The sequence below is a fragment of the Curtobacterium sp. MCBA15_008 genome (genome assembly GCF_001865065.1).
Taxonomy (GTDB): domain Bacteria; phylum Actinomycetota; class Actinomycetes; order Actinomycetales; family Microbacteriaceae; genus Curtobacterium.
Genome location: NZ_MJGN01000021.1, coordinates 1 through 24,436 on the forward strand (window position 1 = coordinate 1; position 24,436 = coordinate 24,436).

At 72.4% G+C, this 24,436-nt stretch carries 18 protein-coding genes and 1 tRNA gene; 12 read left to right on the top strand and 7 right to left on the bottom strand.

Translation table 11 applies throughout. The features are described from left to right. Positions 1-167: 167 nt before the first annotated feature. The 3 genes from gltX (at position 168) to BIU96_RS09855 (ending at position 2,778) form a co-directional block, all read left to right on the top strand. Positions 168-1,655, top strand: coding sequence for a glutamate--tRNA ligase (gene gltX, locus BIU96_RS09845; RefSeq protein ID WP_071292446.1), 1,488 nt, complete (start codon positions 168-170; stop codon positions 1,653-1,655). An 80-nt stretch (positions 1,656-1,735) separates the two neighbouring features. Then, positions 1,736-2,662, top strand: coding sequence for an NAD(P)/FAD-dependent oxidoreductase (locus BIU96_RS09850; RefSeq protein WP_071292481.1), 927 nt, complete (start codon positions 1,736-1,738; stop codon positions 2,660-2,662). A gap of 44 nt (positions 2,663-2,706) precedes the next feature. Continuing rightward, a tRNA-Gln gene (locus BIU96_RS09855) sits at positions 2,707-2,778 on the top strand. Between the two features lie 103 nt (positions 2,779-2,881). Here BIU96_RS09855 and BIU96_RS09860 read toward each other — a convergent pair. After that, positions 2,882-3,766 (bottom strand): glycoside hydrolase family 16 protein, encoded by an 885-nt coding sequence (locus BIU96_RS09860; RefSeq protein ID WP_139199950.1) that lies wholly within the window; start codon positions 3,764-3,766, stop codon positions 2,882-2,884. Then, positions 3,756-5,936, bottom strand: coding sequence for a hypothetical protein (locus BIU96_RS09865; RefSeq protein ID WP_139199951.1), 2,181 nt, complete (start codon positions 5,934-5,936; stop codon positions 3,756-3,758). Before BIU96_RS09865 ends, BIU96_RS09860 begins: the two co-directional genes overlap by 11 nt. 294 nt (positions 5,937-6,230) lie before the next feature. Between BIU96_RS09865 and BIU96_RS09870 the strand changes: the two genes are divergently transcribed. From BIU96_RS09870 to BIU96_RS09890, 5 genes are all read left to right on the top strand, one after another. After that, entirely contained in the window at positions 6,231-7,562 is a 1,332-nt protein-coding gene (locus BIU96_RS09870) for a glycosyltransferase family 2 protein (RefSeq protein ID WP_071292449.1), read from the top strand. 151 nt (positions 7,563-7,713) lie between these two features. After that, positions 7,714-10,476, top strand: coding sequence for an alpha/beta fold hydrolase (locus tag BIU96_RS09875; protein WP_175477507.1), 2,763 nt, complete (start codon positions 7,714-7,716; stop codon positions 10,474-10,476). Positions 10,477-10,747: 271 nt separating this feature from the next. After that, positions 10,748-11,578: a glycosyltransferase family 2 protein gene (locus BIU96_RS09880; RefSeq protein WP_071292451.1), complete on the top strand. Its 831-nt coding sequence runs from the start codon at positions 10,748-10,750 to the stop codon at positions 11,576-11,578. After that, positions 11,575-12,549, top strand: coding sequence for a glycosyltransferase family 2 protein (locus BIU96_RS09885; RefSeq protein ID WP_071292452.1), 975 nt, complete (start codon positions 11,575-11,577; stop codon positions 12,547-12,549). The genes BIU96_RS09880 and BIU96_RS09885 overlap by 4 nt, the downstream gene beginning before the upstream one ends. Before the next feature lie 54 nt (positions 12,550-12,603). After that, positions 12,604-14,526: a PIG-L family deacetylase gene (locus BIU96_RS09890; RefSeq protein WP_083402804.1), complete on the top strand. Its 1,923-nt coding sequence runs from the start codon at positions 12,604-12,606 to the stop codon at positions 14,524-14,526. 301 nt (positions 14,527-14,827) lie between these two features. On the opposite strand, the gene BIU96_RS09895 is transcribed toward BIU96_RS09890, so the two are convergent. The 5 genes from BIU96_RS09895 to BIU96_RS09910 all read right to left on the bottom strand — a co-directional run bounded on the left by BIU96_RS09895 (position 14,828) and on the right by BIU96_RS09910 (position 20,367). Continuing rightward, positions 14,828-16,102, bottom strand: coding sequence for a glycosyltransferase family 4 protein (locus tag BIU96_RS09895; RefSeq protein ID WP_071292454.1), 1,275 nt, complete (start codon positions 16,100-16,102; stop codon positions 14,828-14,830). Further along, entirely contained in the window at positions 16,099-17,670 is a 1,572-nt protein-coding gene (locus tag BIU96_RS09900; RefSeq protein WP_083402806.1) for a lipopolysaccharide biosynthesis protein, read from the bottom strand. The genes BIU96_RS09895 and BIU96_RS09900 overlap by 4 nt, the downstream gene beginning before the upstream one ends. Further along, on the bottom strand, positions 17,667-18,578 hold the full coding sequence (locus BIU96_RS09905) for a beta-1,6-N-acetylglucosaminyltransferase (protein WP_071292455.1): 912 nt from the start codon (positions 18,576-18,578) through the stop codon (positions 17,667-17,669). The genes BIU96_RS09900 and BIU96_RS09905 overlap by 4 nt, the downstream gene beginning before the upstream one ends. 158 nt (positions 18,579-18,736) lie before the next feature. After that, positions 18,737-18,904 (bottom strand): hypothetical protein, encoded by a 168-nt coding sequence (locus tag BIU96_RS19820; RefSeq protein WP_175477508.1) that lies wholly within the window; start codon positions 18,902-18,904, stop codon positions 18,737-18,739. Positions 18,905-19,035: 131 nt separating this feature from the next. Next, positions 19,036-20,367, bottom strand: a complete 1,332-nt coding sequence (locus tag BIU96_RS09910; protein WP_071292456.1) for a glycosyltransferase — start codon at positions 20,365-20,367, stop codon at positions 19,036-19,038. A gap of 291 nt (positions 20,368-20,658) precedes the next feature. On the opposite strand from BIU96_RS09910, the gene BIU96_RS09915 reads away from it, so the two are divergent. The 4 genes from BIU96_RS09915 (at position 20,659) to BIU96_RS09930 (ending at position 24,425) form a co-directional block, all read left to right on the top strand. After that, positions 20,659-21,942 carry an ABC transporter substrate-binding protein gene (locus BIU96_RS09915; protein WP_071292457.1) on the top strand — a complete coding sequence of 428 codons (1,284 nt, stop codon included), beginning with the start codon at positions 20,659-20,661 and terminating at the stop codon, positions 21,940-21,942. 148 nt (positions 21,943-22,090) lie between these two features. Continuing rightward, positions 22,091-23,068 (top strand): carbohydrate ABC transporter permease, encoded by a 978-nt coding sequence (locus BIU96_RS09920; RefSeq protein WP_071292458.1) that lies wholly within the window; start codon positions 22,091-22,093, stop codon positions 23,066-23,068. Continuing rightward, a complete protein-coding gene (locus tag BIU96_RS09925) occupies positions 23,065-23,976 on the top strand; it encodes a carbohydrate ABC transporter permease (protein WP_071292459.1) in 912 nt (303 codons plus the stop codon). The genes BIU96_RS09920 and BIU96_RS09925 overlap by 4 nt, the downstream gene beginning before the upstream one ends. A gap of 5 nt (positions 23,977-23,981) precedes the next feature. Then, positions 23,982-24,425 carry a hypothetical protein gene (locus BIU96_RS09930; RefSeq protein ID WP_071292460.1) on the top strand — a complete coding sequence of 148 codons (444 nt, stop codon included), beginning with the start codon at positions 23,982-23,984 and terminating at the stop codon, positions 24,423-24,425. The last annotated feature ends 11 nt before the right edge of the window (positions 24,426-24,436 follow it).

Genomic DNA, 24,436 nt, shown 5'->3' on the forward strand with positions numbered 1-24,436 from the left:
GAGTAGGACGCCGCCGGACTCAACGTTGCAACACCAGGGAACCCCTGACCATCCGTGGTCAGGGGTTTTCTGCGTTCACCGGGCGCTCGCGTGGGAACCGCGGAGCGCTCCGGCGGTTCTGCACAGCCTCGTGGCGGCCGGTGTGCGGCCGGTAGGATCGACGAGTCATGACTGCGCCATTCACCACCGCCTCCGGCTCCGACGTCCGTGTCCGCTTCTGCCCGAGCCCGACGGGCACGCCGCACGTCGGTCTCATCCGCACTGCGCTCTTCAACTGGGCGTACGCGCGGCACACCGGCGGCAAACTCGTGTTCCGCATCGAGGACACCGACGCCGCACGTGACAGCGAGGAGTCGTACGAGCAGATCCTCGACGCGCTGCGGTGGCTGCAGCTCGACTGGGACGAGGGCGTCGAGGCCGGCGGACCTCACGGTCCGTACCGGCAGTCCGAGCGCGCCGACGTCTACGAGGACGTCATCGCGAAGCTCACGGCCTCGGGCCACGTGTACGAGTCGTACGTCACCCCCGAGGAGATGGAGGCGCGCAACAAGGCCGCCGGCCGTGACCCGAAGCAGGGCTACGACAACCACGAGCGCGACCTCTCCGAGGCGGAGCGTCAGGCCTTCCGCGACCAGGGCCGTGAGCCGGCACTGCGGCTCCGTGTGCCGGACCGTGACCTGAGCTTCCACGACCTCGTCCGCGGCGAGATCACGTTCAAGCAGGGCACGTTCCCGGACTTCGTGGTGGTGCGCCCGAACGGCAAGCCGCTGTACACGTTCACCAACCCGGTGGACGACGCGCTCATGCGGGTCACCCACGTGCTGCGCGGGGAGGACCTGCTGTCCTCGACGCCGCGACAGATCGCCCTGTACGAGGCGCTGTACGAGGTCGGGATCGCCGAGTACATCCCGGTCTTCGGTCACCTGCCGTACGTGATGGGCGAGGGCAACAAGAAGCTCTCGAAGCGCGACCCCGAGTCGAACCTGTTCCACCACCGTGCCGCCGGCATGATCCCCGAGGGCCTGGTCAACTACCTCGCGCTGCTCGGCTGGTCGATCGGCCCCGACCGTGACGTGTTCTCGATCACCGAGATGGTCGAGGCGTTCGAGGTCACCGACGTCAACCCGAACCCGGCCCGCTTCGACCACAAGAAGGCCGAGGCGATCAACGGCGACCACATCCGGCTGCTCGACGCCGACGACTTCCGCGCCCGGCTCGTGCCCTACCTGGGCGCGTTCCTGGCCGAGCCGGCCACGGCGGAGCAGCAGGAGGTCCTGACGAAGGCGGCGCCGCTCGTGCAGGAGCGCATGCAGCTCCTCGGCGAGGCGCCGGCGATGCTCGGCTTCCTGTTCACCGCCGACGACGACCTGGTGGTCGAGGACGACGCCCTCGCCACGCTGAAGGCCGATGCCGGCGACGTGCTGCGGGCAGCGATCACGGCGCTCGAGCCGCTCGACGTCTGGACGACCGAGGCGATCGAGGGGGCGCTCCGCGAGGCCCTCATCGATGGCCTCGGCCTGAAGCCCCGTCTGGCGTTCGGTCCCCTGCGCGTCGCCGTCTCGGGTCGTCGCATCAGCCCGCCGTTGTTCGAGTCGATGGAGATCCTCGGGAAGGACTCCACCGTCACCCGCCTCCGCCGCCTCGCGGACCGCTGACGGACCGCACGGTGGACCCTGCTCCCACCGCCGCTGCCGGGGCGCCGGAGACCGCCGGCGCACCGGACGCTGCCGCACGGCTGACCGTCGACGTCGTCGTGATCGGTGCCGGTCCGGCCGGGCTGAGCACGGCGCTCAACCTCGTGCGGGCACGTCGGACGGTGTTGCTCGTCGACGCCAACCGCCCGCGCAACGCCGCGACGCTCCGCTCGCACGGCTTCCTCACGCGTGACGGCGTCTCGCCGCTCGAGCTCCGGAAGCTCGGGCGCGCCGAGGTCGAGGGGTACGCCGAGGCGACGGTCGTGCAGACCGTCGTTGACCGGGTGGCGCCGGACGGCGACCGCTGGCTCGTGCACGGTTCCTGGCGCGGCGCCGAGGTCGAGGCCTCCGCCCGCGCCGTGGTGATCGCGACCGGGCTGCGCGAGGAGTTCCCGGCACTGCCGACCCTCCGTGCGTTCTACGGCACCTCCGTGCACAGCTGCGTCGAGTGCGATGCGTACGAGAAGGCCGGCGAACCGCTCGCGTTCATCTGCGAGACGGACGACGTCGTCGACCGCGCGTTGTTCATCGCCGCGTGGACGGACGACCTGATCGTCTACACGAACGGCTCCAAGGCGCTGGACGAGGCAGGTCGAGCGCGGCTGGCGGCGCGGGGCGTGCGCGTCGACGAGCGGCCCGTGGAGGACCTCGAGGGGGACCGGTCCGGGATGACCGGCGTTCGCCTCGCAGACGGCCACGTGGAGCCGCGGACGGGCGGGTTCGTCCGGCCGCGCTGGTCCGCCGACCTCGACTGGGTGGACGCCGACCTCTCGCGCGATGCCGGGGGCCTGGTGGTCGTCGACCGCTCGGGCCGGACCGGGGTTGCCGGGCTGTACGCGGTGGGCGACGTGACGCCGCCCGGGCCGGAGCAACTCATCGTGGCGGCTGGACACGGGGCCGTCACCGCGGCCGCGGTGCACCGCGACCTCGTGGGTGGTCTCACGGACCCTCGGGATGCTGTACAGTAGTTGATCGTGCCCCGGGCAACCGGGACCGAAGGCCTCCGGGCCTTTGGGGTATGGTGTAATTGGCAACACAGCGGTTTCTGGTACCGTCGTTCTTGGTTCGAGTCCAGGTACCCCAGCACTCGTAGAACAAGCCCCCGGGAATCCCGGGGGCTTGTTCCGTTTCGCAGCAGGTCCGGCCGCGGACGGCACCGGCGCGACACGCCGAACTGCCGATCCGGGTCAGGAACGCGCGCGGCTCTCCCGGTACGCGACGACCCAGTCGACGTGCACGTGTCCGGACGCGTCCGTCGGGACGTCGTCGTCGTGGATGATCGTCTCCGCCTGCAGCGTGACCCGCATCGGCGTGGTCGGCACCGCACCGGTGACCGTTTCGAGCAGCTCGTCGTCCCAGAAGAAGCGCACGGCGTCGGCGGTCCACTCCACGGTGGCGACGTGCCAGTCTGTCTGCCCGCCCGGCACCACCGGCGGGTCCTCGGGCAGGAACGTCATGGCCTCGGTGTCAGGGTCGTAGCTGCCGGGGATCGCCGACACCGGCCGTACGTCGCCGGCCAGGTCGCCCTCGGGCCAGTCGATCTCGCCCTCGTTCCAGTCGCCGGAGAGCGGCCAGAGGATCATCACGAACTTGTAGCCGGGCACCTCGTCGGCGCGGTACCGGATCGACACCCGCTGGTGCGTGTACGCGCGGTAGCCGGCGGGCAGCACCGTTGCGACGAGGGGCTGCGACCCGCTGCTCTGCAGGTGGAAGTCGAGCACCGAGTCGTGCACGGAGACGACCTGGTCTGGCGCGTAGAGCCCCTTGCCCGAGGTGTCCCGCATGCCGCTGTACTCGGCCATCCGCGGGTAGACGCTGAGGAGTTCGCCGAGTCCGGCGTCGAGGTCGAAGTCCTGCGCGAGGTAGGGGACCCACCTCGTGCCGGCGGACTCGAGCGCTCCGGTCGGCATCGCCTCGGCCCGGGCGGTCGACCCCCCGGAGCGCATGGGGAGCACCACCGAAACGGTCCCGGCGACGGCGGCCACCCCGACGACACCGGCGATGGTCGCGCCGCGTCGCAGGAAGGACCGGCGCGTCGTCATGCGGTGGCGTGCCCCGGGCTCATGCTGCATCGTTCACCTCGTAGATCCGGACGCCGTCGCGGTCGTACCGGAGCGTCGACTCGGCGGCCACCGATCGCTCGATGGCGTCGACCTGCTCGGCCGTCAGCGTGCCCCGGGTGACCGCGTCCGCTCGCTGCGTCGCCGAGAACACGAGCCAGGCGTCGCCGCCGAAGTCGCGGTCCTGCAGGACGCCGGTGAGGTCCTTCCCGGTCATGCCCTCGGGGAACCACGCGGCCTCGCTCTGCAGCGAGTCCACCTGGCCCCAGTGCCGGAGGTAGTTCTCGTAGTTCCCGCCGATGATCGACGGGAAGCTGCCCACCGTCGTCAGGCTGTCGTCGGCGGCGAACCGGCCGTCGAGCCAGCGGGCCGCGGTCACGTCGGACGACGCAGTCTGGTTCGCCTGCTCCGTCTGGAAGGTCGCCCCCACGAAGAGGCCGGTCGTGACGGTCAGCACGAGTGCCGTGGCCGCGATGCGGAGCCCGCGTCCGTGGAACGCGTGGACGGCGGCGATCGCCAGGAACGGCGCCGAGAACAGGATGACGCGGAACTTCGCCTCGCCGCCGTAGCTCTGCCCGAGCACGAGCACGATCGGGCACACCGCGAGCCACAGCACGACGAGGGCTCGCCGAGCGTGTCCGCCGCGGACCATCCGCACGAGTCCGACGACCGCGCAGACCGCGACGAGTCCCGAGATCGCCAGGACGGCCCGGCTCTGCAGGGTCGTCGCGATCGAGGGGATCGCGATCGACGTCGATGCCGCGGTGACGTTGCTCACCGGGTCGAAGCCGGTGATGAGCCCGAAGTGCTCCTGGATGTAGTCGAGGTTCGGGACGAGGTACAGCAGGGGGAGCAGCGTCAGCGGGACCGCCAGCCACCAGGGCCGGAGGAAGCCGAGGACGAGCAACGGCACGAAGGCGGCGATGATGACGAACGGCGTGAGCTGGTGCGACGCCGTGATCACGAACTGCAGCAGGACGACGAGGACCGCGGCCGCGACGACCGCCGTGCGGGTGCGCGGTGCGACCGCGGCGGCGACGGGGCCACGGCGTGCGCGGAACACGCGGCCGGTGATCGTCGCGGCCCACCGGCCGATCACGTTCGGCGTCCCGCGCAGCACGGTGAGAGCGACGAGGACGGCAGCGAGGAACAGGAAGAAGGCGAAGGCCTGGGGGGAGTAGTAGTCCTGTCCGACCCAGTTCGCCGCGCTGAACAGGACCGCGGCGACGGTCGCCCACCGGCCGGTCGCGCCGAGCGCCCGGGCGATGCCGAGGACGAGTGCGCCGTCGGCCAGGGCGAACGCGAGCTCGGTCCAGCGCACCGGGTCGGCTGCGTCGAGGTGACCCGTCGCCGCCCCGAAGAACGCGCTGAACCCGAAGAAGCCCGGCCACCGGTTGTAGATGTCGATCGAGGGGTCGACCGAGCCGTGCTGCAGGATGTACGCCGTCACCGCGATGTGCTTGAACACCCACGGCGGGCGGGGCTCCGCGGCGACGAGGTTCGTCGTGCCGTACATGACGAGCACGAGGAGCCCGGACGACACCGCGCGGACGACGACGTGGTGGCGACGGTCGAGCAGGGTGACGAGCGCCACGACGAACACCATGCCGGCGCCCGCCCACCAGACGGCGGGCAGCGCGGTCAGGAGGCCCCACTCGCCGAGTCCCGTCGAGTCGGTCTGCGAGACACCCACGGCCCAGAGCGCGAGGCCGGTGACGAGGACGCCCGACGCGGCGACGGTGCGGACGAGGACCGCGGTCGGCACGGCGGCGCGCACCCGGGCCGGACGTCGTCCGACGCGAGCGGTCTGGACGCCCTGTCCGAGCGACACCCAGCCGGCGACGAGCAGGAGGAGGCCGGCGGCCGGGGCCGGGAACCACTGCTCGGTCCACAGCATGGTGAGACCGAGCACGGCGTCGATCGCCGTGCTGGCCGCGACGACGAGCGCGGCGCGACCGATCGGTTCACGGAGGCCGAGGAGCCGGACGACGGGCAGGCCGGGTACGACCAGGAGCGCGACGAGGACGACCACCGTCCGGAGCGGTCCGGACGCGTCGGCCGCGATGAGCGCGGCAGCGGCGAAACCGAGTCCCGCGGCGAGGAGGGACGGCAGCGGCGACGTCGGCAGCGCACGGGATCCGTGACGGAGCGACATCCTGGTGGGGGTCGTGGTGGCGGTCAAGGCGCGACCACCGCGATCGACTGACGCATCGAGCGTCCCTTCGGGTCGGGGCCGAACAGTGGCAGCGGCCGGCGGATGTTCCGGACGATAGCCGCGGCGGTCGGGGCCGCGGGAGGCCGCTTCCCGGGAAGTGCGGAGGCCCTGCGGCATTGCGGGTTCACGCACGCGTCGGAGCCCTCGTGCGGGCGAAACCGCACCGTTCCCGATGCCCGTTGACGCCCGCCGCGTCCCCCGGCGACGGTGGACTCGCCGGCCCCGCCCGTGCACGTCCCCGACACGAGACAGGCTCTCCCCATGACCGACACCATCCCGCGCTCACGCCCGTCCCGCGTGGTGCTCGAACGACCCATGTCGAGCACCGAGGCCCCTGCCTGGAGCGGTGCGGTCTGGGTCGGCGCGATCGACCTCACGGACGTCCCCGGCGACGACGCGGGCACGATCGGCCTGCGCGACGCCGCGGGACACGGCGCCGTCCGGCTGCTCGTGCGGGACGGCGTGGCGCCCCTCGGCTTCGTCGACCTGCCGGTGGCCGGGGAGACCGTCGCGGTCGACGCCCTCCGGGCCGCGGTCGCCGCGCTCCCGCCGGTGCCGCAGCCGCCGGTGCCGGTCCGCCTGCCGGCCACGAGCGTCGTCCTCTGCACCCGCGACCGCGCCGACCAGCTCCGCGGCGCGCTCGACTCGCTGCTCGCCGTCGACCACCCGGACTTCGAGGTCGTCATCGTCGACAACGCCCCGTCCGACGAGTCCACCCGCGAGCTGGTCGAGGCCCTGACCGACCCGCGCGTGCGGTACGTCCGCGAACCGGTCCCCGGTCTCTCGAGCGCCCGCAACGCCGGGGTGCGCGCAGCACGGCACGACATCGTGGCGTTCACCGACGACGACGTCGTGGTCGACCGGTCGTGGCTCCGTGCCGTGGCCTCCGGGTTCTCCCGCGGCGACGACGTCGTGTGCGTGAGCGGTCTCGTCGCGAGCGGGGAGCTCCGCACGCCCACGCAGCGCTGGTTCGACGAGCGGGTGACGTGGTCGCGGAACCTCGCCCCGCGCGTCCACCGGCTCTCCGCTCCGCCCGCCGACCGCCCCCTCTTCCCGTTCGCCGTCGGGGACTACGGCACCGGTGCGAACTTCGCGATGCGGCGCTCGGCCATCCTCGAGCTTGGGGGCTTCGACGAGGCCCTCGGCGTGGGAACGGTCACCGGTGGCGGCGAGGACATCGACATGTTCTCCCGGGTGGTGCTCGCCGGCGGCGCCCTCGCCGTCGAGCCCGCGGCGCTCGTCTGGCACCGGCACCGCGCGGACCTCGAGGCGCTCCGGGTCCAGGCGCGCGGCTACGGCACCGGCCTCGGTGCCTGGCTGACCAAGATCGCCCTCCGGCCCCGCACCCTCGGCATGGCGCTGCAGCGCGCACCGCGGGCCGTCCGGCACCTCGTCGTGGGGAGCGCCACCGACGGCACGACCGCGGACACCGCTCCCGCACCCGTGGCCGCGGGGCCCCTCGACGACGCCGCGTTCCTGCGCGAGGTCGGCCGTATGCGGTGGATCGAGCTCTGGTCCGTCGGGCGCGGGGTGGTCCGCTACGGGCGTTCACGTCGGACCGTCCGGGTCCGGCAACGCTCAGCGAACCGGTAGCACCGTCATCGCCGGGTCACAGCCGATCCCGAGGATGCGTCAAACCGCAGCTTCTCCGCACCCGGCCACACCGTTCTCGATCGGACGCGATCCCTCCGCGTACGGTCCTCGAAAAGCGCGCCGCCGGCACGCACGACCCAGGGGAGTCCCGATGCAGACAGGCCCGACAGTGCACCACCGGACGACCGAACCGGTGATCCCGCCCGCCGACGACCACTCGGTCCTCGACCGCTGGGCACGGGTCGTCGCGACGGTCCCGGAGGCGCCGGCGCTCGCCGGGGCCGGTACCGCACGGACCTTCCGCGAGACGGACCGGACGGTCCGGTCGCTGGCCGCCGTGCTCGGTGACGTGCTCCGGCCGGACGACCGATCCGGTGCCGGGGTCGGACCGGAGCAGACCGGTGCGTCCGTCCCGGTCGGGATCATGGCCGGGCACACCACCGAGACCGTCGTCGGCATGCTCGCGCTGTTCGCCGCCGGCCGCACGGTCGTCGTGCTCGACGACCACCTGCCCGAGGCCCGGCTGCAGCACGTGGTGTCGCTCGCCGGGATCACCGAGGTCCTCGCCGACGACGCGCGCACGGACCTCGCGGCCGCCGTCCTCGGCGCCACCGGCACGGTCCACCAGCTCGACGCCCTCATCGCCAGGGCGACGGACACCGCGACGGCGACCGACACCGCGACGCCGGCCGACACCGCCGCAGCGAACCGCCCCGGTGGCACCGACCCGGCGGCGATCGTGTTCACCTCGGGGTCGACCGGCCTGCCGAAGGGCGTCGCGATGACGCACCGGCAGCTCCTCCGGAACGTCGAGCAGAGCGCCGTGAGCGCGGCCTACCGTCCCGGTGACCTGGTCGGCGTCGTCCTGCCCCTCTCCTTCGCCGCCGGCATCCTGACCACGCTCGACAGCATGCTCAGCGGGGCCGCGGCGGTCCTGCTCGACGCCCGCGACCTCGGCACCGAACGACTGCTCGAGGGCATGGACACCGAGCACGTGACCGCCGTGGTCTGCACCCCGCACCTCCTGCGGTCGATCGTCTCGACGGTGAGCGACCACGGCCCCGCGACGGCCGACCCGCGTCGGCACGCCGGCGAGCCCACGCTGCACCCGGCCCTCGCGCGGCTCCGCTTCGTGATGACGGTCGGAGAGCCCATCACGGGCACCGACGTGCACGCCGCGCGCCCGGTCCTCGGCGACCGGACCGTGCTCTGGAACGGCTTCGGCTCGAGCGAGATGGGTGCCGTCTCGTACTTCCCGGTCGGACCGGACGACGAGGTGCCGGCCGGCGTGGTCCCCGCCGGGTACACGCCGCCGGGCAAGACCGCCCGCGTGCTCCGCGAGGACGGCTCCGTCGCCGACGCGGGGGAGACCGGCCAGCTCGTCGTTGTGTCGGACGGCATGACCGCCGGCTACTGGGGCGCACCCGAGAAGACGCGGGAGCACCTCGGCGTCGACGAGGACGGCACGCCGCTCTGGCGGCAGGGCGACCTCGCACGCCTCGAGGCGGACGGCTGCCTGGTCCTGCTCGGACGCGACGACGACGCCGTGAAGGTGCGCGGCTACCTCGTGGAACCGAGCGAGGTCGAGGCCGCGCTCCGCGCCGTCGAGGACGTGCACGACGTCGTCGTGACCGCGCTCGTCGAACCACCGGCAGTCACCCGGCTCGTCGCCTACGTCGTCGGTCGGCCCGGCCGGCGCACGCCAGCACCGGCCGCGCTGCGGCGGGCACTCCGCGAGCGCCTGCCCGAGTACATGGTGCCGGCGGCGATCGTCCCGATGCCCGAGCTGCCCCGCAACGAGCGCGGCAAGGTCGACCGGGCGAAGCTCCCCGGCGCCCCGTCGCTCGAGGTCGAGATGGTCGAGGGCGAGTACGACCAGTGGGAGCTCGTCGTCGGCCAGATCTGGGCCGAGGTGCTCGGGCTCCGCGGCGTCCACCTCGACGAGGACTTCACCGCGCTCGGCGGCGACTCGCTGTCGGCCGAGGAGATGCTCGCGATCGTGCAGGCGCGGCTCGGTGTCGACCTCCGCGCGTCGGAGCTCCTCGAACAGCCCACGCTGCGCGCCTTCGCCCGCCGCGTGCGGGTCGGCGCGAAGTCGCTGCCGAGCCACCCCGACGTGGTCAAGGTCTCCGAGGCGCGACAGCCCGGTCGTCCGCCGGTGTTCTGCCTGAGCGGTGCCGGCGCGCTCGGCCTGACGTTCCTCCCGCTCTCCCGCTACCTGCCGGAGCACGACGTGTACGCGTTCCAGCAGCACGGCCTGGAGCGACGGGCCGTCCCGGACTGGAGCATCCAGCGGACGGCTCGGCGCACGGTCGAGCTGATGCGGATCGTCCAGCCCCGCGGCCCCTACCTGCTCGTCGGGCACTCCCTGGGCGGCCTCGTCGCGCTCGAGGTCGCGAAGCTCCTCACCGAGGGCGGGGAACACGTCGAACACGTCGCGATCCTCGACACCTACCTGCCGCGCAGCAGCGCCGAACAGGCACAGCTGCACTTCGGCCGGATGCAGCCGACCCCGATCCGGAACCCGGCGCTCCGCGCGGTCAAGCACGGCCTCGACCGGATGGCCAAGCGGATCCTGCCGGCCGGTGTGCCGGTGGGCGAGGAGTTCGCGAAGCGGGTCCGCGCGTACGGGGCCGGTGTGCTCCGCTACGGCGGGCAGAAGGACTTCGACGCGCTCTTCGACCAGGCGAGCATCGTCACCCGGCGCCACACACCCACCCCCTACGCCGGGGCGGCCACGTTCGTGCTCGCGGACGGCAACCCCGACGTCGACGGCTGGGGCGACGTGCTCCGCGGGACGACGTCGACGGTGCGGATCGAGAGCGAGCACAGCTCGCTGCTGCGCGAGCCCCACGTGGCCGAGCTGGCCGCCGCCCTCCGGACCGCCTTCACGACGGACCGGCCGGGTTCCTGACCCGACCACGGGACGGACTGGAGGCGCGTGGCGACCCCGCCACGCGCCTCCAGTCCGTCCGACACCCCGACACACCCGTGCGGTGCGGCTTGCGGGTTCCCGTATCCCCGGTGGGGGGTCCGCAACCAGTGCCCGACCGCATTGACCAGCCCCGTCCCCCGGACGATGGTTGGTCTCAGCCCAGGGAACGGTGAACCACCCCGTTCCGGCGCCCACCCAGCGCCGCGTCCGTCACGACTCTCGTACGCACCCTGAACCCGACAGGAGCACCATGTCCGCCAGCACAGCCCGACCCCGAGACCCACGCGTCTCGGTCGTCGTCCCCGCGAGGAACGAGGCCCGAAACCTCGAGATCATCCTCCCGATGCTCCCGCCCGTGTACGAGGTGATCCTCGTCGACGGCAACTCGGTGGACGACACCATCGCGACGGCGCAGCGCGTCATGCCGACGATCAAGGTGGTCCAGCAGACCCGCAAGGGCAAGGGCAACGCGCTCGCCTGCGGCTTCGAGGCCGTCACCGGCGACATCGTCGTCATGTTCGACGCCGACTGCTCCGCCGACGCCGCCGAGATCCCGCGCTTCGTGCAGGCACTCGTCGACGGCGCGGACGTCGCCAAGGGCTCGCGGTACGCGCCCGGCGGCGGCAGCGACGACATCACGATCATCCGTGGCCTCGGCAACAAGGGGCTCAACATGATCTCCAACCTGCTGCTCGGCGCGAAGTACACCGACCTCTGCTACGGGTACAACGCCTTCTGGGCGGACACCCTGCCGACGATCGGCCTGCTGTCGTCGACGCTCCCGCAGCCGTCCGACGGCTCGATGCGCTGGGGTGACGGCTTCGAGATCGAGACGATCCTGACCTGCCGTTGGTCCGCCGCGGAGTTCGCGATCACCGAGGTGCCGAGCCACGAGAAGCTCCGCGTGCACGGCACCAGCAACCTCAACGCGATCAGCGACGGCATCCGCGTCCTGAAGTCGATCATGCACGAGCGTCGCCGCGCCCGCGAGGCGAAGGCCCGCATGCGCCTCATGCCGACCCCGGTCCAGGGCCTCGTGGTCCCGGCCGCCGTCCCGGCGATGGACGAGGAAGCGGCGTGACCCGCCCGACGGTCGCCGTCGTCATCTGCGCGTACACGCAGCAGCGCTGGGGAGACCTGCAGGACGCTGTCGAGTCGGCGAAGCGCCAGCCCGACTCGACCGAGGTGATCGTCGTCATCGACCACGAGCCCGAGCTGTTCCGTCGTGCTGCCGCACGGTGGCCGGAGCTCCGGGTCGTCGAGAACGCCGAGGACCGCGGGCTCTCCGGCGCCCGCAACACCGGCGTGGCCCTGACGGACGCCGACGTCGTCGCGTTCCTCGACGACGACGCCACCGCTGACCCGGACTGGCTCGTGCACCTCGTCGACGCGCTCGAGGAGCCGGACGTCGTCGGCGTGGGCGGCCGGGCGACCCCGTCGTGGCCGACCGCGACCGGCGCTGGCCCGTACCCGGACGAGCTCCTGTGGATCGTCGGCTGCAGCTACGCCGGCCTGCCCACCGAGTCGGCCGACGTCCGGAACGTGATCGGCTCGAGCATGGCGTTCCACCGTGACGTCGTCCTCGCCGCCGGCGGGTTCCGTTCCGGCATCGGCCGGGTCGGCAACCACCCCCTCGGGTGCGAGGAGACCGAGCTGTGCATCCGCATCGCCCGGATCCGTCCCGGCGCCCGGATCCGCTTCGAGCCGCGCTCGAACGTCTCGCACCGGGTCTCCCCGGACCGCGTGACGATGCGGTACCTGCGGCGACGGAGCTACTACGAGGGCATCTCGAAGGCCGTCCTCAGCCGTCGGGTCGGGGCCCGCGACTCGCTCTCCAGCGAGTCGACGTACCTCACCCGTGTGCTCCCCGGCGCGGTGCTCCGCGAGCTCCGCGGCCTCGGTCGCGGCGGGGGCCTGCGCGCCCTGGCGATCGTGGTCTCGGCCGTCTCCACCGTCTTCGGCTACGGGGTCGGACGCGTGTTCGGCACCGTCGTCGTCCGGGCTCCGGCGCCGGCCCCGGCGCCCGTGCAGCTGCCCGTCGCAGCACCCTGACGCGGATCCGTCCGCGCCCCACACCACCCAGCACCTCACGTACAGAAGAACGACATGCGAACGAACGACCCCGCCCCGAGTGCCACCCTCCGACGACGTTGGCGGGTGGCACTCGCGGTCGCGGCGGCCGTCGTCCTGGCCGGGGCGGTGTCCGCGCCGAGTCTCCTCGCCCAGTCCAGCGCCGGGGCGGCGACCACGGCGGACTGCAGCGCCGGCAAGGTCCTGACCGTCGTCGCGCACGCCGACGACGACCTGCTGTTCGAGGGGACCGAGCTCCGGAAGGACATCGCCTCGGGCCAGTGCGTCCGCTCGGTGGTCGTCACCGCGGGGGACGCCGGCAAGAACGCCACGTACTGGAAGGGCCGGCAGACGGGCCTCGAGGCCGCGTACGCGAACCTCGCCGGTGTCACGAACGCCTGGACCTCGTCGTCGGTCAGCGCAGCCGGCAAGACGGTGCTCACCCGCACCCTCACGGCGGCCCCGCGGCTGAGCCTCGTCTTCCTGCAGCTGCCGGACGGCAACATCGACGGGTCCGGGTTCGCCGCCACGCGGTACCAGAGCCTGCAGAAGCTGTACCAGGGCTCCATCACGAGCATGAACACCGTGTCGGGCGCGAACACCGCGACGACCTACACGCTCGCGCAGCTCAGGGCGACGCTGCTCGCGCTGATGAACGGGTACGCCCCGCAGGCCGTGCACACCCTCGACCACGTCGGCACCTACGGCGACGGCGACCACAGCGACCACCACACGGTCGCCTACCTCACCCAGGCGGCGCAGCAGCAGCTCGGCGCCGCGAGCACGCTGACCGGCTACATGGGCTACCCGATCGCCGACCGCCCGTCGAACCTCACCACCGCCCAGACCCAGGCCAAGGGCAACACCTTCTTCGTCTACGCGTCGCACGACGCCGAGACCTGCGCGTCCGTCGCGTCGTGCTCGTCGCGCCCCGAGGGCTCGTGGCTCAGCCGCGAGTACACCGTCGGAGCGCAGCAGCCCACCGACCCGGGAACGGGGACCGGCGGCTCGGTGGGTGCGGACGTCACCGCGCGCGCCACCGTCAGCGCGAGCAGCGAGAACCCCGCCGACGGGCAGACCGCGGCGAAGGCCGTCGACGGCGTGGCCAGTGGCTACCCCGACGCGCCGACCGCCGAGTGGGCGACCCGCGGTGGCGGCACGGGCTCGTGGCTCCAGCTCACGTGGTCGAGTCCGGTCACGCTCGGCGCCGTCGACCTCGCCGACCGGCCGAACGCCGACGACCGGATCACGGCGGGCACGCTGACCTTCTCGGACGGCACCACCGTCGCCGTGCCGTCGCTCGACAACGGTGGCGCGTTCACCCGCGTTGCGTTCTCGTCGCGGCAGGTCACCTCGGTGCGGCTCACCGTGACCGGCGTGAGCGCGACGACGCGGAACGTCGGGCTGGCGGAGATCCGCGCGTTCGCTCCGGGGACCTCGACGCCGACGCCGACGCCCACCCCGACGCCGACTCCCACGCCCACCCCGACTCCCACGCCCACGCCCACGCCGACTCCGACGCCCACCCCGACTCCGGGCGGGACCGACGTCACCGGGTCGGCGACGGCCACGGCGGCCTGGGACGACCCCTCCACCGGGCAGACCGCCGCGAAGGCGATCGACGGGGTGGTCAGCGGCTACCCCGCGAACCCCTCCGCGGAGTGGGTCGCACCGTGGGGCACGACGGGTGTCTGGCTGCAGCTCGACTGGGCGTCCGCGAAGTCCCTGGGCAAGATCGTCCTCTCCGACCGTCCGAACGGCGACGACCAGGTCACGAGCGGGACGCTGACGTTCTCCGACGGCAGCCAGGTGCAGGTCGGGGCGCTCCCGAACGACGCAACACCGTCGACCGTGACCTTCACCCCGCGGAACGTCACCTGGGTCCGGTTCACGGTCACCGGGGTGTCGGCCAGCACCCGCAACGTCGGGCTGGCCGAGCTGCGGGCGTACACGGGCTGACCGGTCCGCCACCGCACCGGCCCGACCGGTCCGGTGCGGTGGTGGACGGGACCGACGACGGACGGGAGGCGCGGTGCCGGCTGGCACCGCGCCTCCCGTCCGTCGTGGGCACGGCCCACGGCGTCGGCCGGGTGACGAGCGCACGTCCGGTCCGCAGGATCAGCGCGTGCGCGAGGGCGTACCCACACGCACGGATGTCGGATCCGGACGGCGGAACCCGGGGTTCGCGGTCCGGATCCGACAGCAGCGAAGAGCGACGTCGGTCCCCGGGGGAACCGCGGCCGGAAGGGCGGTGAGCGGGCTAGCGGCGCGCGTGCTCGAGCAGGGCGCGGACGACGCCGCTGACGTGCGGCCCGCGGCCGTACCGGTCGCGCACCCAGGCGCGGCACCGGTCGCCGAGGGAGAGGTCGTGGTCGAGACGGTCCAGCGTGTCGAGCACCGCGGTGGCGAGCGCGTCGGCGTCCGTCGGGTCCACCGTGGACGACGCCCACTCGCCGGACAGGATCTCGCCGGTGCCGCCACCGGCGGCGGCCACCACCGGACGCCCGGTCGACATCGCCTCGACGACGACTCGGCCGAAGCCCTCGGGCTCGATCGACGGGGCGACGACCATGTCGGCGGCGTGCAGGAGCGGGACGACGTCGTCGCGTTCGGGCAGGACCACCACCGAACCGGCGGGGAGTGCCGCCACGGCGCGCTGGAGGTCCTCGGCGTCGGCCGGTGCGACCGCGCCGGCCAGGACGAGCACCGGGAGTCGTCGGGTCTCGGTGGCGGCGTCGGCCTGGACCGGCCCGAGTGCGGGCGTGAGTGCGGGCGTGCGGGCGTGCAGCGCGTGCGACGGCACGACGGAGTGCTGGCGTTCGACGTCCTGCTCGAGGACGATCCGCCACGCGTCGAGCAGGGCGAACACCCCCTTGGAGCGGGAGAGGCGCCCGTAGTACAGGACGACACGGGCGTCGTCGTCGAGTCCGAGTCCGAGTCCGAGCGCGAGCCGCGCGCGCTTCGCGGCGGCCGGCGAGGCAGCGGGGAAGAGTGCGGTGTCGACGCCGTTCGGCACGACGGTGATCCGGTCGGCCGGGATGCCCACGGCGGCCCAGGCACGCGCCATCGCGTGGGAGACCGCCAGGTAGTGGGTCCGGCCGCCGGCGATCGCGCCGAGGCGGCGGTAGTTCGGTGCGTGGTGCAGGTGCACCACGAGCGGGACGCCGGACACCAGCGAGGCGACGCGGCCCCAGGGCAGGTGCTCCGGTCGGTTCAGCCAGAGGACGTCGAGGTGCGAACCGCGCAGGCGGAGTCCGTCGCGGACGAACCTCGCGGCGTCCCGCAGTGCGCTGCGGACGCCGAACGCGCGGTCACCGGTCAGGTGCAGGGGGACCCCGAGCTGGTCGTACTCGGCGCTGTCCGGTGTCGTGTCCGCGGGCCGAGACGGCGCGCCGTGCCACACCTCGACGTGGTGTCCGGCTCGGAGGAGCTCGCGGGTGTCCTCGAGGACGCAACGCTCGACCCCGCCGGTCAGGGCGAGGTCGTTCGTGACGACGCCGATCCGGAGGGTGCGGCGTTCCGTCGGGCCGGTCACGCCGTGCCTCCCTTGGCGATCCGGAGCCGCCGGATGAACCAGGGCAGGCAGCCGACGACCCCGGCGATCCGGACGATGTTCCACACCGTGTCCTGCGGCACCAGGACCGAGACACCGGCCACCAGCACGACGGCCGCGAGGACCAGGACCGTGCGGGCGCGGGGGCCGCGCCACTCGCGACGGTCCGGCAGCGAGCGCTGCTGGAGTGCGGCGAGCACCGCGTAGGCGAACACCGTGGAGACCGCGGCGCCGACGATGCCGAGCAGCGGGACGAGCAGGATGTTCGCGCCGATGTTCACGGCGCCGGCGATCGCGGCGATCACGCCGACGGCGACCCCGCGGCGCTCCACGAGCAGGAGCCGTCCGGTGGCACCGCTCGCGATGACCGGGAACGCCGTCAGCGCGACCACGAAGACCACCACGGTGAGCTCGTGGACGCGGTAGGAGGCCGGGGCGAGGATCGGCAGCGCGATCGGCGAGACGAGGGTCACGGCGAGCAGCACCGGTGCGAGCAGCAGGTACAGCTGGTCTCGTGCGTGCAGGGCGAGCTGGCGTCGGGCGACCGCGTCCCGGAGCGCTGCGAAGTGCGGGGCCCATGCCTGGTTCGTGAACGTCAGCAGGAGGATCACGGCGGACCCGACGACGTAGGCGATCTGGTAGCGGGCGACCTCGTCCGGGCCGAGCATGCGCTGCACGATGATGCGGTCACCGGCGTTGAGCACGAAGTACGACAGGTTGCCGAGCGCGATCGGGATGCCGAGCTTGAACGCACGGATCGTGGTGCTGCGGTCGAACAGGCCGGCGAGCCGCGGGCGGGTCGCCGCGAAGCCGATGACCATCGCCGCTGCCTGCGCGAACACGCCGCCCCACGCGTACGTGGTGGCGTCGGCGTGCACGAACGTCAGCAGCCCGAGGCCGATGATCGAGCCGCCCACCGAGGACAGCAGGCTCGTGACCGCGAAGACCCGGATGCGGTCCTGGGCGACCAGGATCGCGAGCGAGAGCTGGACGACGGCGGCGGGGAAGATCCAGAGCACGGCGACGAGCAGGATCGGATGCTCGCCGACGAACCCCGCCGCGTCGCCCCAGAGCGGGATGGTGGCGAGGGCGACCGCGGTGACGACGGCGGCGAGGACGATGCCCACCGCGATGAGGCCGCGGGCCTTCCGGTCGTCGCCGTCCTCCGCGCGCTGCAGGACCGAGGCCTGGTCGAGTCCGGCGACGGCGAGCACCACGAGCGCCTGGTACAGGGCGATCGCGGAGGCGAGCAGACCGAACTCGGTCAGCGGCATGAGGTGCGCGAGGACGGGGGAGATCAGCGAGCTGACGACGAGCTGCATGGACCAGACGACGACGTACAGCAGGCCGCGGCCGAACAGGACGGAGGCACCCTTCTGCACGGCCGTGCTGCCGGTGTCCGGCACGGTGTGGGCGGCTGCCTCGACCGCGGCCGCGGCCTCCCCGGCCTCCACCGCGGCGGTGGCGGCGGCGGCGTCGGTGCTGGCGATCGCGGCTGCGGCGGCCTCGGCGGCGTGCCGGGCTTCGCGGCGGGTCTGGGGAACGGTCACGAGACGCCGACCTCCGGGGTGTGGGCGTGCGGTCGGAGCTCGAACGCCTGGTCGACGAGGTCGAGCAGGTCCGAGCTCGTCGCCGTCGAGAACTTGCGGGCGAAGAGGTGGGGGATGGCGGTCGGGTCCGTGGTCCAGCGTTCGAGCAGTCGTCCGGCGTGCGCGATCCGGAGCCACGGCGGGCTCTTCATCTTCGAGCCGTCCCAGCCGATGAACCACAGCGTGTGGGCGACGTGCTCCTCGGCGAAGCCCTCGACGAGCGCCGGCGAGTTCAGGACGGTGGGCACGAAGGACTCGTCGGCGATCCACGTGCGACGCCAGAAGCGGACGAGGTCCGGACGGGTGTCCACGACGTCGACGACCGCGGCGGCGTGCTTCCTGCTGAGGACCTTGAGCTGCGACCCGCCGGTGAGGACGACGTCACGCGGGATGCGACGGGGGATCGGCAGGCGCAGCATGTGCTTGCGCCAGGCCCAGTGCGGGTACCGCATGCGGGCCACGCCGCCGCTGGCGCCCCAGGCCGCGTGCGGGAGCGGGTGCGGGATGAGGAAGGTCTGGTCGCGGTGGGCCTCGAGCAGTGCCGTGATCTCGGTGGGGTTCGCCAGCGGGTAGTCGCTGCCGGTGAGCACCGCCACGTGCGAGGCCCCGGTCTCGGCGAGTGCCGCGCGGTACCCGGCGACCTCGGCGGCGACGTTCTCCCACTTCGCCCATCCGGTCCGCTGCCGGGGGAGGAGCCGGACGCGGTCCGGCAGACCCTCCGTCATCGCGCGGTGGACGGCCTCCGGTGTCCGGGCGTCGACGTGCAGGAACACCGGGAACGGGTCGAGCGCCTCGACGAGTCGGCGGACGTGCTGCGGGTCCTCGTGGGCGAGGACGATGCACGCGAGCGCCGCGGGGGAGTTGGCCATGCTCCGAGTGAACAGGGCCGTCCGGAGGCCGACAAGGCGGCCCTGGCCGGGTGCGGGGAAGCGGCGGTTTCCCGCACTGGTCCGCGTGCGGGACGGTGCGCGAGCGGCGGCGCGCTGGTCACCGCGCGCAGCAGCGGGTGCCGGTCAGCGGATGCTGGTCAACGCCCGCGGCGGTACTTGGGGCAGTCGCAGAGCGCGCAGTCGGTGCCGCGACGGTAGTGCTCGTGCGCGTCCTGCGCGTGGCCGCACACGCAGACGGCCGTCTCCGTGGTGACGAGCAGCACCGGTGCGGTGGCTTCGAGCACGGATGTGGACCCCAACGTCATGCGTCCTCCTCGGCCCGTCCGGTACGGGCCACTGCACCGATCCTACGGCCAGGGAGCGCGCTGGTCCGCCGCCGCGGGGGTCCGCTGCGTCAGGGGGTCAGCCGCGTTCGGGGGGCAACGGCGTCGGGGGCTCAGCCGGCGTGGAAGCGGCCGGCTTCGACGTCGCGCCACCGACGACGGCTCCGGAACCAGGCGGCGGGCCCGGCCGGGAACCCGCGGAGCTCGTGGTACGCCAGCGACCGCGGCACGCCGGCGTCCGGCACCGACGGGACGGCGGTCTGCGGTGTCGGGACCGGTGCGCTCCCCGTCCGGAGTCGGCCGACGGTCTCGCGGACCTTCACCATCGCGGCCGCCGGCACGAGCCGCGCCAGGACCGCCACGTGGCGTCGGTCCTTCGCCGCGAGCGCGCACATCAGCGCCGTGAAGCCGACACCGTTGCCGTGCAGTTGCTTGTGCAGGTCCTCGATGGTCCGGCGGTGCCGGTGGTGCACGACCGCGCGGGGTTCGAAGCCGATGCGTCCGCCGCGCCACAGCGTCTCGACGAACATCGCCAGGTCCTCGCCGCCGCGCGCGGGGGAACCGGCGCCGAGCGTCGTGTCGAACCCGCCGACGGCGTCGATCACCGAGCGTCGGAACGCCATGTTCGCGCCGGCGCCGTAGGCCCCGATGCCGTACACGGCGAAGTGCTTCGCGACCGAGCCGTCGGGTCGGACGGCCTGGACCCGCGCGTGCCGCATCGTGCCGGTGACGTCGTCGGGGACGATCGTGACGGGGGCGAAGGTGCGCTCGCCGCTGAACCCGCCGTAGTAGGCCTCGTACCAGATCTGCGCCGGCGTCGAGAGCTCGGTGGGCAGGATCACGCCGGACACCGCGTCGAGTCCGGGTTCACGGACGAAGCGGGCCCCGAGTGCGCGGAGCCACTGCGGGTCGACGCTGACGTCGTCGTCGGTGAACGCGACGACCTCGCCGCGTGCGGCCGCGACCCCCGCGTTCCGTCCGGCGGACAGGCCGGGGCGCCGCTCGGTGACGAGTCGCACGTCGCGCCCGGCCAGCAGCGCCGGCAGCCGGTCGTCGGCGGGGACGCGGACGCGGTTGTCGACGACGATGACCTCGTGGTCGGGGTAGTCCATGTGCTCGAGGACGTCGAGCAGACGCCCGAGGTCCTCGACCCGGTCGACGATCGTCGACACGACGACGGACACCACCGGCAGGCGGTCGTCCGCCACGGGTTCGACGTCGGCGAGCACGGTCTCCCGCAGGGTCCCGAGCGCGCGGGTCGCGTCCGCGGGGTCGTCGGTGAGCAGGACGTCGAGCGTGCCGGTCGGGTGACCGCCGCGGTAGCCGATCACCAGCGCGGACGATCCGGTCTCGTCCGCGACGAGGCGGGGGAGCGGCGCGTCGAGGTCGACGTCGATCACGCGGCGGGGCGCGGGGACGGGACGAGCGGTGCTGGTGATGGCCATGGTTGGACGGTAGGTGCGGGTGCGGGCGACCGACAACGGCACCGCGGCCCCTGGCGGTGAACGTGCGGAACCCCGCACGGCCGGGGCCCGCGGCCGTCCCGACGCGTGAGCGCTCACCCAGGAAGTCACCGGAACTCCGGAGGTCACGCTCAGGTCACGGAGTTGATGCAACCGGTTGCGGAACGCCGGGAGCGGGCGTACGTTCCTCCTCCAGCGGGCAGCGTCGCCTGCTCCAGGCCGCGTCGTCGCACCCGATCGGCGCCCCCTGGTGATCTCGATGAGGAGACAACCTTGAAGACAACTCGCGCCAGGGTGCGCTTCGCCTCGGTCGCCGGGGTCGCCGTCATCGGCCTCGTGCTCACCGGCTGCTCGAGCGGCAGCTCGGCCTCGGACGACGCCAAGAACGGGCAGGACAGCCGCGGTCCGATCACGTACGTCCAGGGCAAGGACAACTCGAACGTCGTCCGCCCGCTCATCGCCAAGTGGAACAAGGCCCACAAGGACGAGAAGGTCACCTTCAAGGAGCAGTCCGACCAGGCCGACCAGCAGCACGACGACCTCGTGCAGCACTTCCAGGCGAAGGACGAGAACTACGACGTCGTGGACGTCGACGTCGTCTGGACCGCTGAGTTCGCCGCCAAGGGCTGGCTCACCCCGCTCACCGGCGACATGAAGATCGACACGTCGAAGCTGCTGCCGTCCACGGTGAAGACCGCGACCTACAACAACACGCTCTACGCGGCCCCGCAGACCTCCGACGGCGCACTGCTCTACTACCGCAAGGACCTCGTCAAGACGCCTCCGACCACCTGGGCCGACATGATGAAGGACTGCGACATCGCGAAGCAGGCCGGCATCGGCTGCTACGCCGGGCAGTTCGCGAAGTACGAGGGCCTCACCGTGAACGCCTCCGAGGCGATCAACGGCTCGGGCGGCTCCGTGCTGAGCAAGAGCGGCACGCCGGACGTCGACACGAGCGACGCCAAGGCCGGCCTGCAGAACCTGGTCGACGCGTTCAAGGACGGGAACATCCCGGCCGAGGCGATCACCTACCAGGAGGAGCAGGGCCGCACGGCCTTCGAGGCCGGCAAGCTGCTGTTCCTCCGCAACTGGCCGTACGTCTACAGCCTCGCCAAGACCGACGGGTCGAGCAAGGTGAAGGACACCTTCGGCATCGCCCCGATCCCCGGCGCGGACGGCACCGGCGCCTCGACGCTCGGTGGTCACAACGCGGCCATCAGCGTGTACTCGAAGCACAAGGCCACGGCGCACGACTTCCTGGAGTTCCTCGAGTCGAACGAGACGCAGAAGTTCTTCGCGACGCAGGGCTCGCTCGCCCCGGTCGTCGGTGACCTCTACACGGACTCCGAGCTCACTGCGAAGCTGCCCTACCTGCCGACGCTGCTCAAGTCGATCGAGTCGGCCGAGCCGCGCCCCGTCACGCCGTTCTACCCGGCCGTCACGAAGGCGATCCAGGACAACACCTACGCCGCGCTCAAGGGGTCGAAGAGCGTCGACGAGGCGATGAAGGACATGCAGGCGGCCCTCAAGACGGCCACCAGCAGCGGCAGTTAGCCGTCACCACCTGACGGACTGGAGGCGCGGTGCCATCCCGCACCGCGCCTCCAGTCCGCCATCCACTTGCGTTCCGACACCCCGGCAAGGAGGCCGTCACGTGTCAGCAGCAACCGAGATCCCCGCCGCCATCCCGAACCCCCAGGGCATGGAACCGAAACAACAGCGGCGCAAGGGCGGACTCAACGCCGAGCACGGCCGCTGGGCCGTCTACCTCATCGGCCCGACGATCGTGCTCCTCGCCATCGTCATCGGCTACCCCGTCGTCAGCGCGATCATCCAGTCGTTCCAGCTCGACGCCGGACTCGACAAGGCGACCGGCCTGTTCGTCGAGGGCGGCTTCGCCGGCGTCACGAACTACGTGCACTGGCTCGCGCAGCAGTGCGGCAACACCGCCTGCCCGCCCGGCAGCATCGGCTCCCAGTTCTGGGTGTCGATGGGCAACACGTTCTTCTTCACCGTGGTCACGGTGCTCGCCGAGACGCTGATCGGCGTCTGGATGGCCATCATCATGAACCGCAACTTCAAGGGCCGCGCGCTCGTCCGTGCCGCGATCCTCGTGCCGTGGGCCATCCCGACCGCCGTCACCGCGAAGCTCTGGTACTTCATCTTCGACGCGAACGGCGTGCTCAACCACGTGCTCGGCCAGCAGATCCTCTGGACGAGCGGCGAGTGGGCGTCGCGGTGGGCGGTCATCATCGCCGACACCTGGAAGACCACACCGTTCATGGCGCTCCTCATCCTCGCGGGCCTGCAGCTCATCCCGGAGGAGGTCTACGAGGCCGGCAAGATGGACGGCGCCTCGACGATCCAGCGCTTCATGCTGATCACCCTGCCGCTCCTCCGGCCGGCGCTCATGGTCGCGATCCTGTTCCGCGTGCTCGACGCCCTCCGCATGTACGATCTCCCCGCGATCCTGACCGGCGGCGGCGGTGGTTCGGGCAACGCCACCACCACGCTCTCGATCCTCGTGGTCGAGCAGATCCGGCAGGGGTTCAACTCCGCGTCGGCACTCTCCACCATCACGTTCCTCGTGATCTTCGTCGTCGCGTTCCTGTTCGTCCGGTTCCTCGGCGCGAACGTGGTGCAGACGCAGGCAGCCCAGCAGAAGGGTGAGCTCAAGTGACCCTCGCAGCCAACCGACCCCGGTCCTCCGCGCGCTCCCGCGACGTCGCCGTCGACCGTTCGCAGGTCCGCGTCCAACGTCACACCGGACCCCGGTTCCGGACCGGCATCCAGGCGACGGTCATCGCCGTCTGGTGCCTGCTGCCGTTCTACTGGATGGTGGTGACGAGCTTCCGCGACGTCGGGTTCACCTTCGACGCCACCCCCTGGCCGACCCACGTGACGCTCGACAACTACGCGACGGCGTTCTCGACCTCGCTCGGCAACCACCTCGGACGAGCACTCGCGAACAGCCTGCTCATCGGCGGCGTCGTGACGATCATCGCGCTGCTCGTCGGCACGAGTGCGGCGTACGCCCTGGCTCGCCTGGAGTTCAAGGGCAAGTCCCTCATCGCCGGCGCGATCCTCGCCGCGTCGATGTTCCCGGGCGTCGCGCTCATCTCGCCGCTGTTCCAGCTGTTCACGGACATCGGCTGGATGGGCTCGTACCAGGCGCTCATCCTGCCGAGCATCTCGTTCGTCCTGCCCCTGACCGTCTACACGCTCGCGTCGTTCTTCCGCGAGATGCCGTGGGACCTCGAGGAAGCAGCGCGCATCGACGGGTGCACCCGGGTGCAGGCGTTCCGGCGGATCATCCTGCCGCTCGCGGCGCCCGCCGTGTTCACGACCGCGATCCTGGCGTTCATCTCGTCCTGGAACGAGTACCTCATCTCGTCCCAGCTCTCGAGCGACGCCACCCAGCCGGTCACCGTCGCGATCGCGTCCTTCGCGGGGTCGCAGCCGCACCAGGAGCCGTACACCGCCGTGATGGCGGCCGGCACGATCGTGACGATCCCGCTCGTGATCCTCGTGCTCGTGTTCCAGCGGCGCATCGTAGCCGGCCTCACCGCCGGCGGCGTGAAGGGCTGACGGCCGTGGCACAGCGCGGACCCACCCGTCCCACCGCCCGCATCGAGGAGGCCCTCGGCTTCGTCGGCATGTTCGGTGTCCTGTTCCTCGGCGTCACCGTGTTCTGCGAGGTCACCGGGCGGCCGGCGCTCGGCTGGGCACTCACCCTGCTGGTGTGCGTGCTCGGCGTCGTCGCGCTCGACCGGTGGCGGGTGTCGGTGTTGCGGCGCACGGCCTCGGCGGACGGCATCGGGGGCGTCCCCGCGCCGGTGCGCCGGCCGGCGGCGGCTCCGTCGTCCTCGTCCTCGTCCCCGTCTCCGTCCTCGTCCCCGTCGTCGGGCGGACGCGTCCACCGGCACGTCGGTTGGGACGAACTCGCTCCCGCCGGACGTCGGCAGGCCCACGCGACCCGGCCCGCGCCAGCGCAGGCCGGCCCCGTCGGTGACGTGACGCGGCCGTCGGACGGCTGACGGGCCTCCCG

Coding starts and splice junctions, on each gene's coding strand:
- gltX (WP_071292446.1), top strand. CDS start 168: ATGACTGCGCCATTCACCACCGCCTCCGGCTCCGACGTCCGTGTCCGC.
- BIU96_RS09860 (WP_139199950.1), bottom strand. CDS start 3,766: ATGCAGCATGAGCCCGGGGCACGCCACCGCATGACGACGCGCCGGTCC.
- BIU96_RS09870 (WP_071292449.1), top strand. CDS start 6,231: ATGACCGACACCATCCCGCGCTCACGCCCGTCCCGCGTGGTGCTCGAA.
- BIU96_RS09875 (WP_175477507.1), top strand. CDS start 7,714: ATGCAGACAGGCCCGACAGTGCACCACCGGACGACCGAACCGGTGATC.
- BIU96_RS09880 (WP_071292451.1), top strand. CDS start 10,748: ATGTCCGCCAGCACAGCCCGACCCCGAGACCCACGCGTCTCGGTCGTC.
- BIU96_RS09890 (WP_083402804.1), top strand. CDS start 12,604: ATGCGAACGAACGACCCCGCCCCGAGTGCCACCCTCCGACGACGTTGG.
- BIU96_RS09905 (WP_071292455.1), bottom strand. CDS start 18,578: ATGGCCAACTCCCCCGCGGCGCTCGCGTGCATCGTCCTCGCCCACGAG.
- BIU96_RS19820 (WP_175477508.1), bottom strand. CDS start 18,904: ATGACGTTGGGGTCCACATCCGTGCTCGAAGCCACCGCACCGGTGCTG.
- BIU96_RS09910 (WP_071292456.1), bottom strand. CDS start 20,367: ATGGCCATCACCAGCACCGCTCGTCCCGTCCCCGCGCCCCGCCGCGTG.
- BIU96_RS09920 (WP_071292458.1), top strand. CDS start 22,091: ATGGAACCGAAACAACAGCGGCGCAAGGGCGGACTCAACGCCGAGCAC.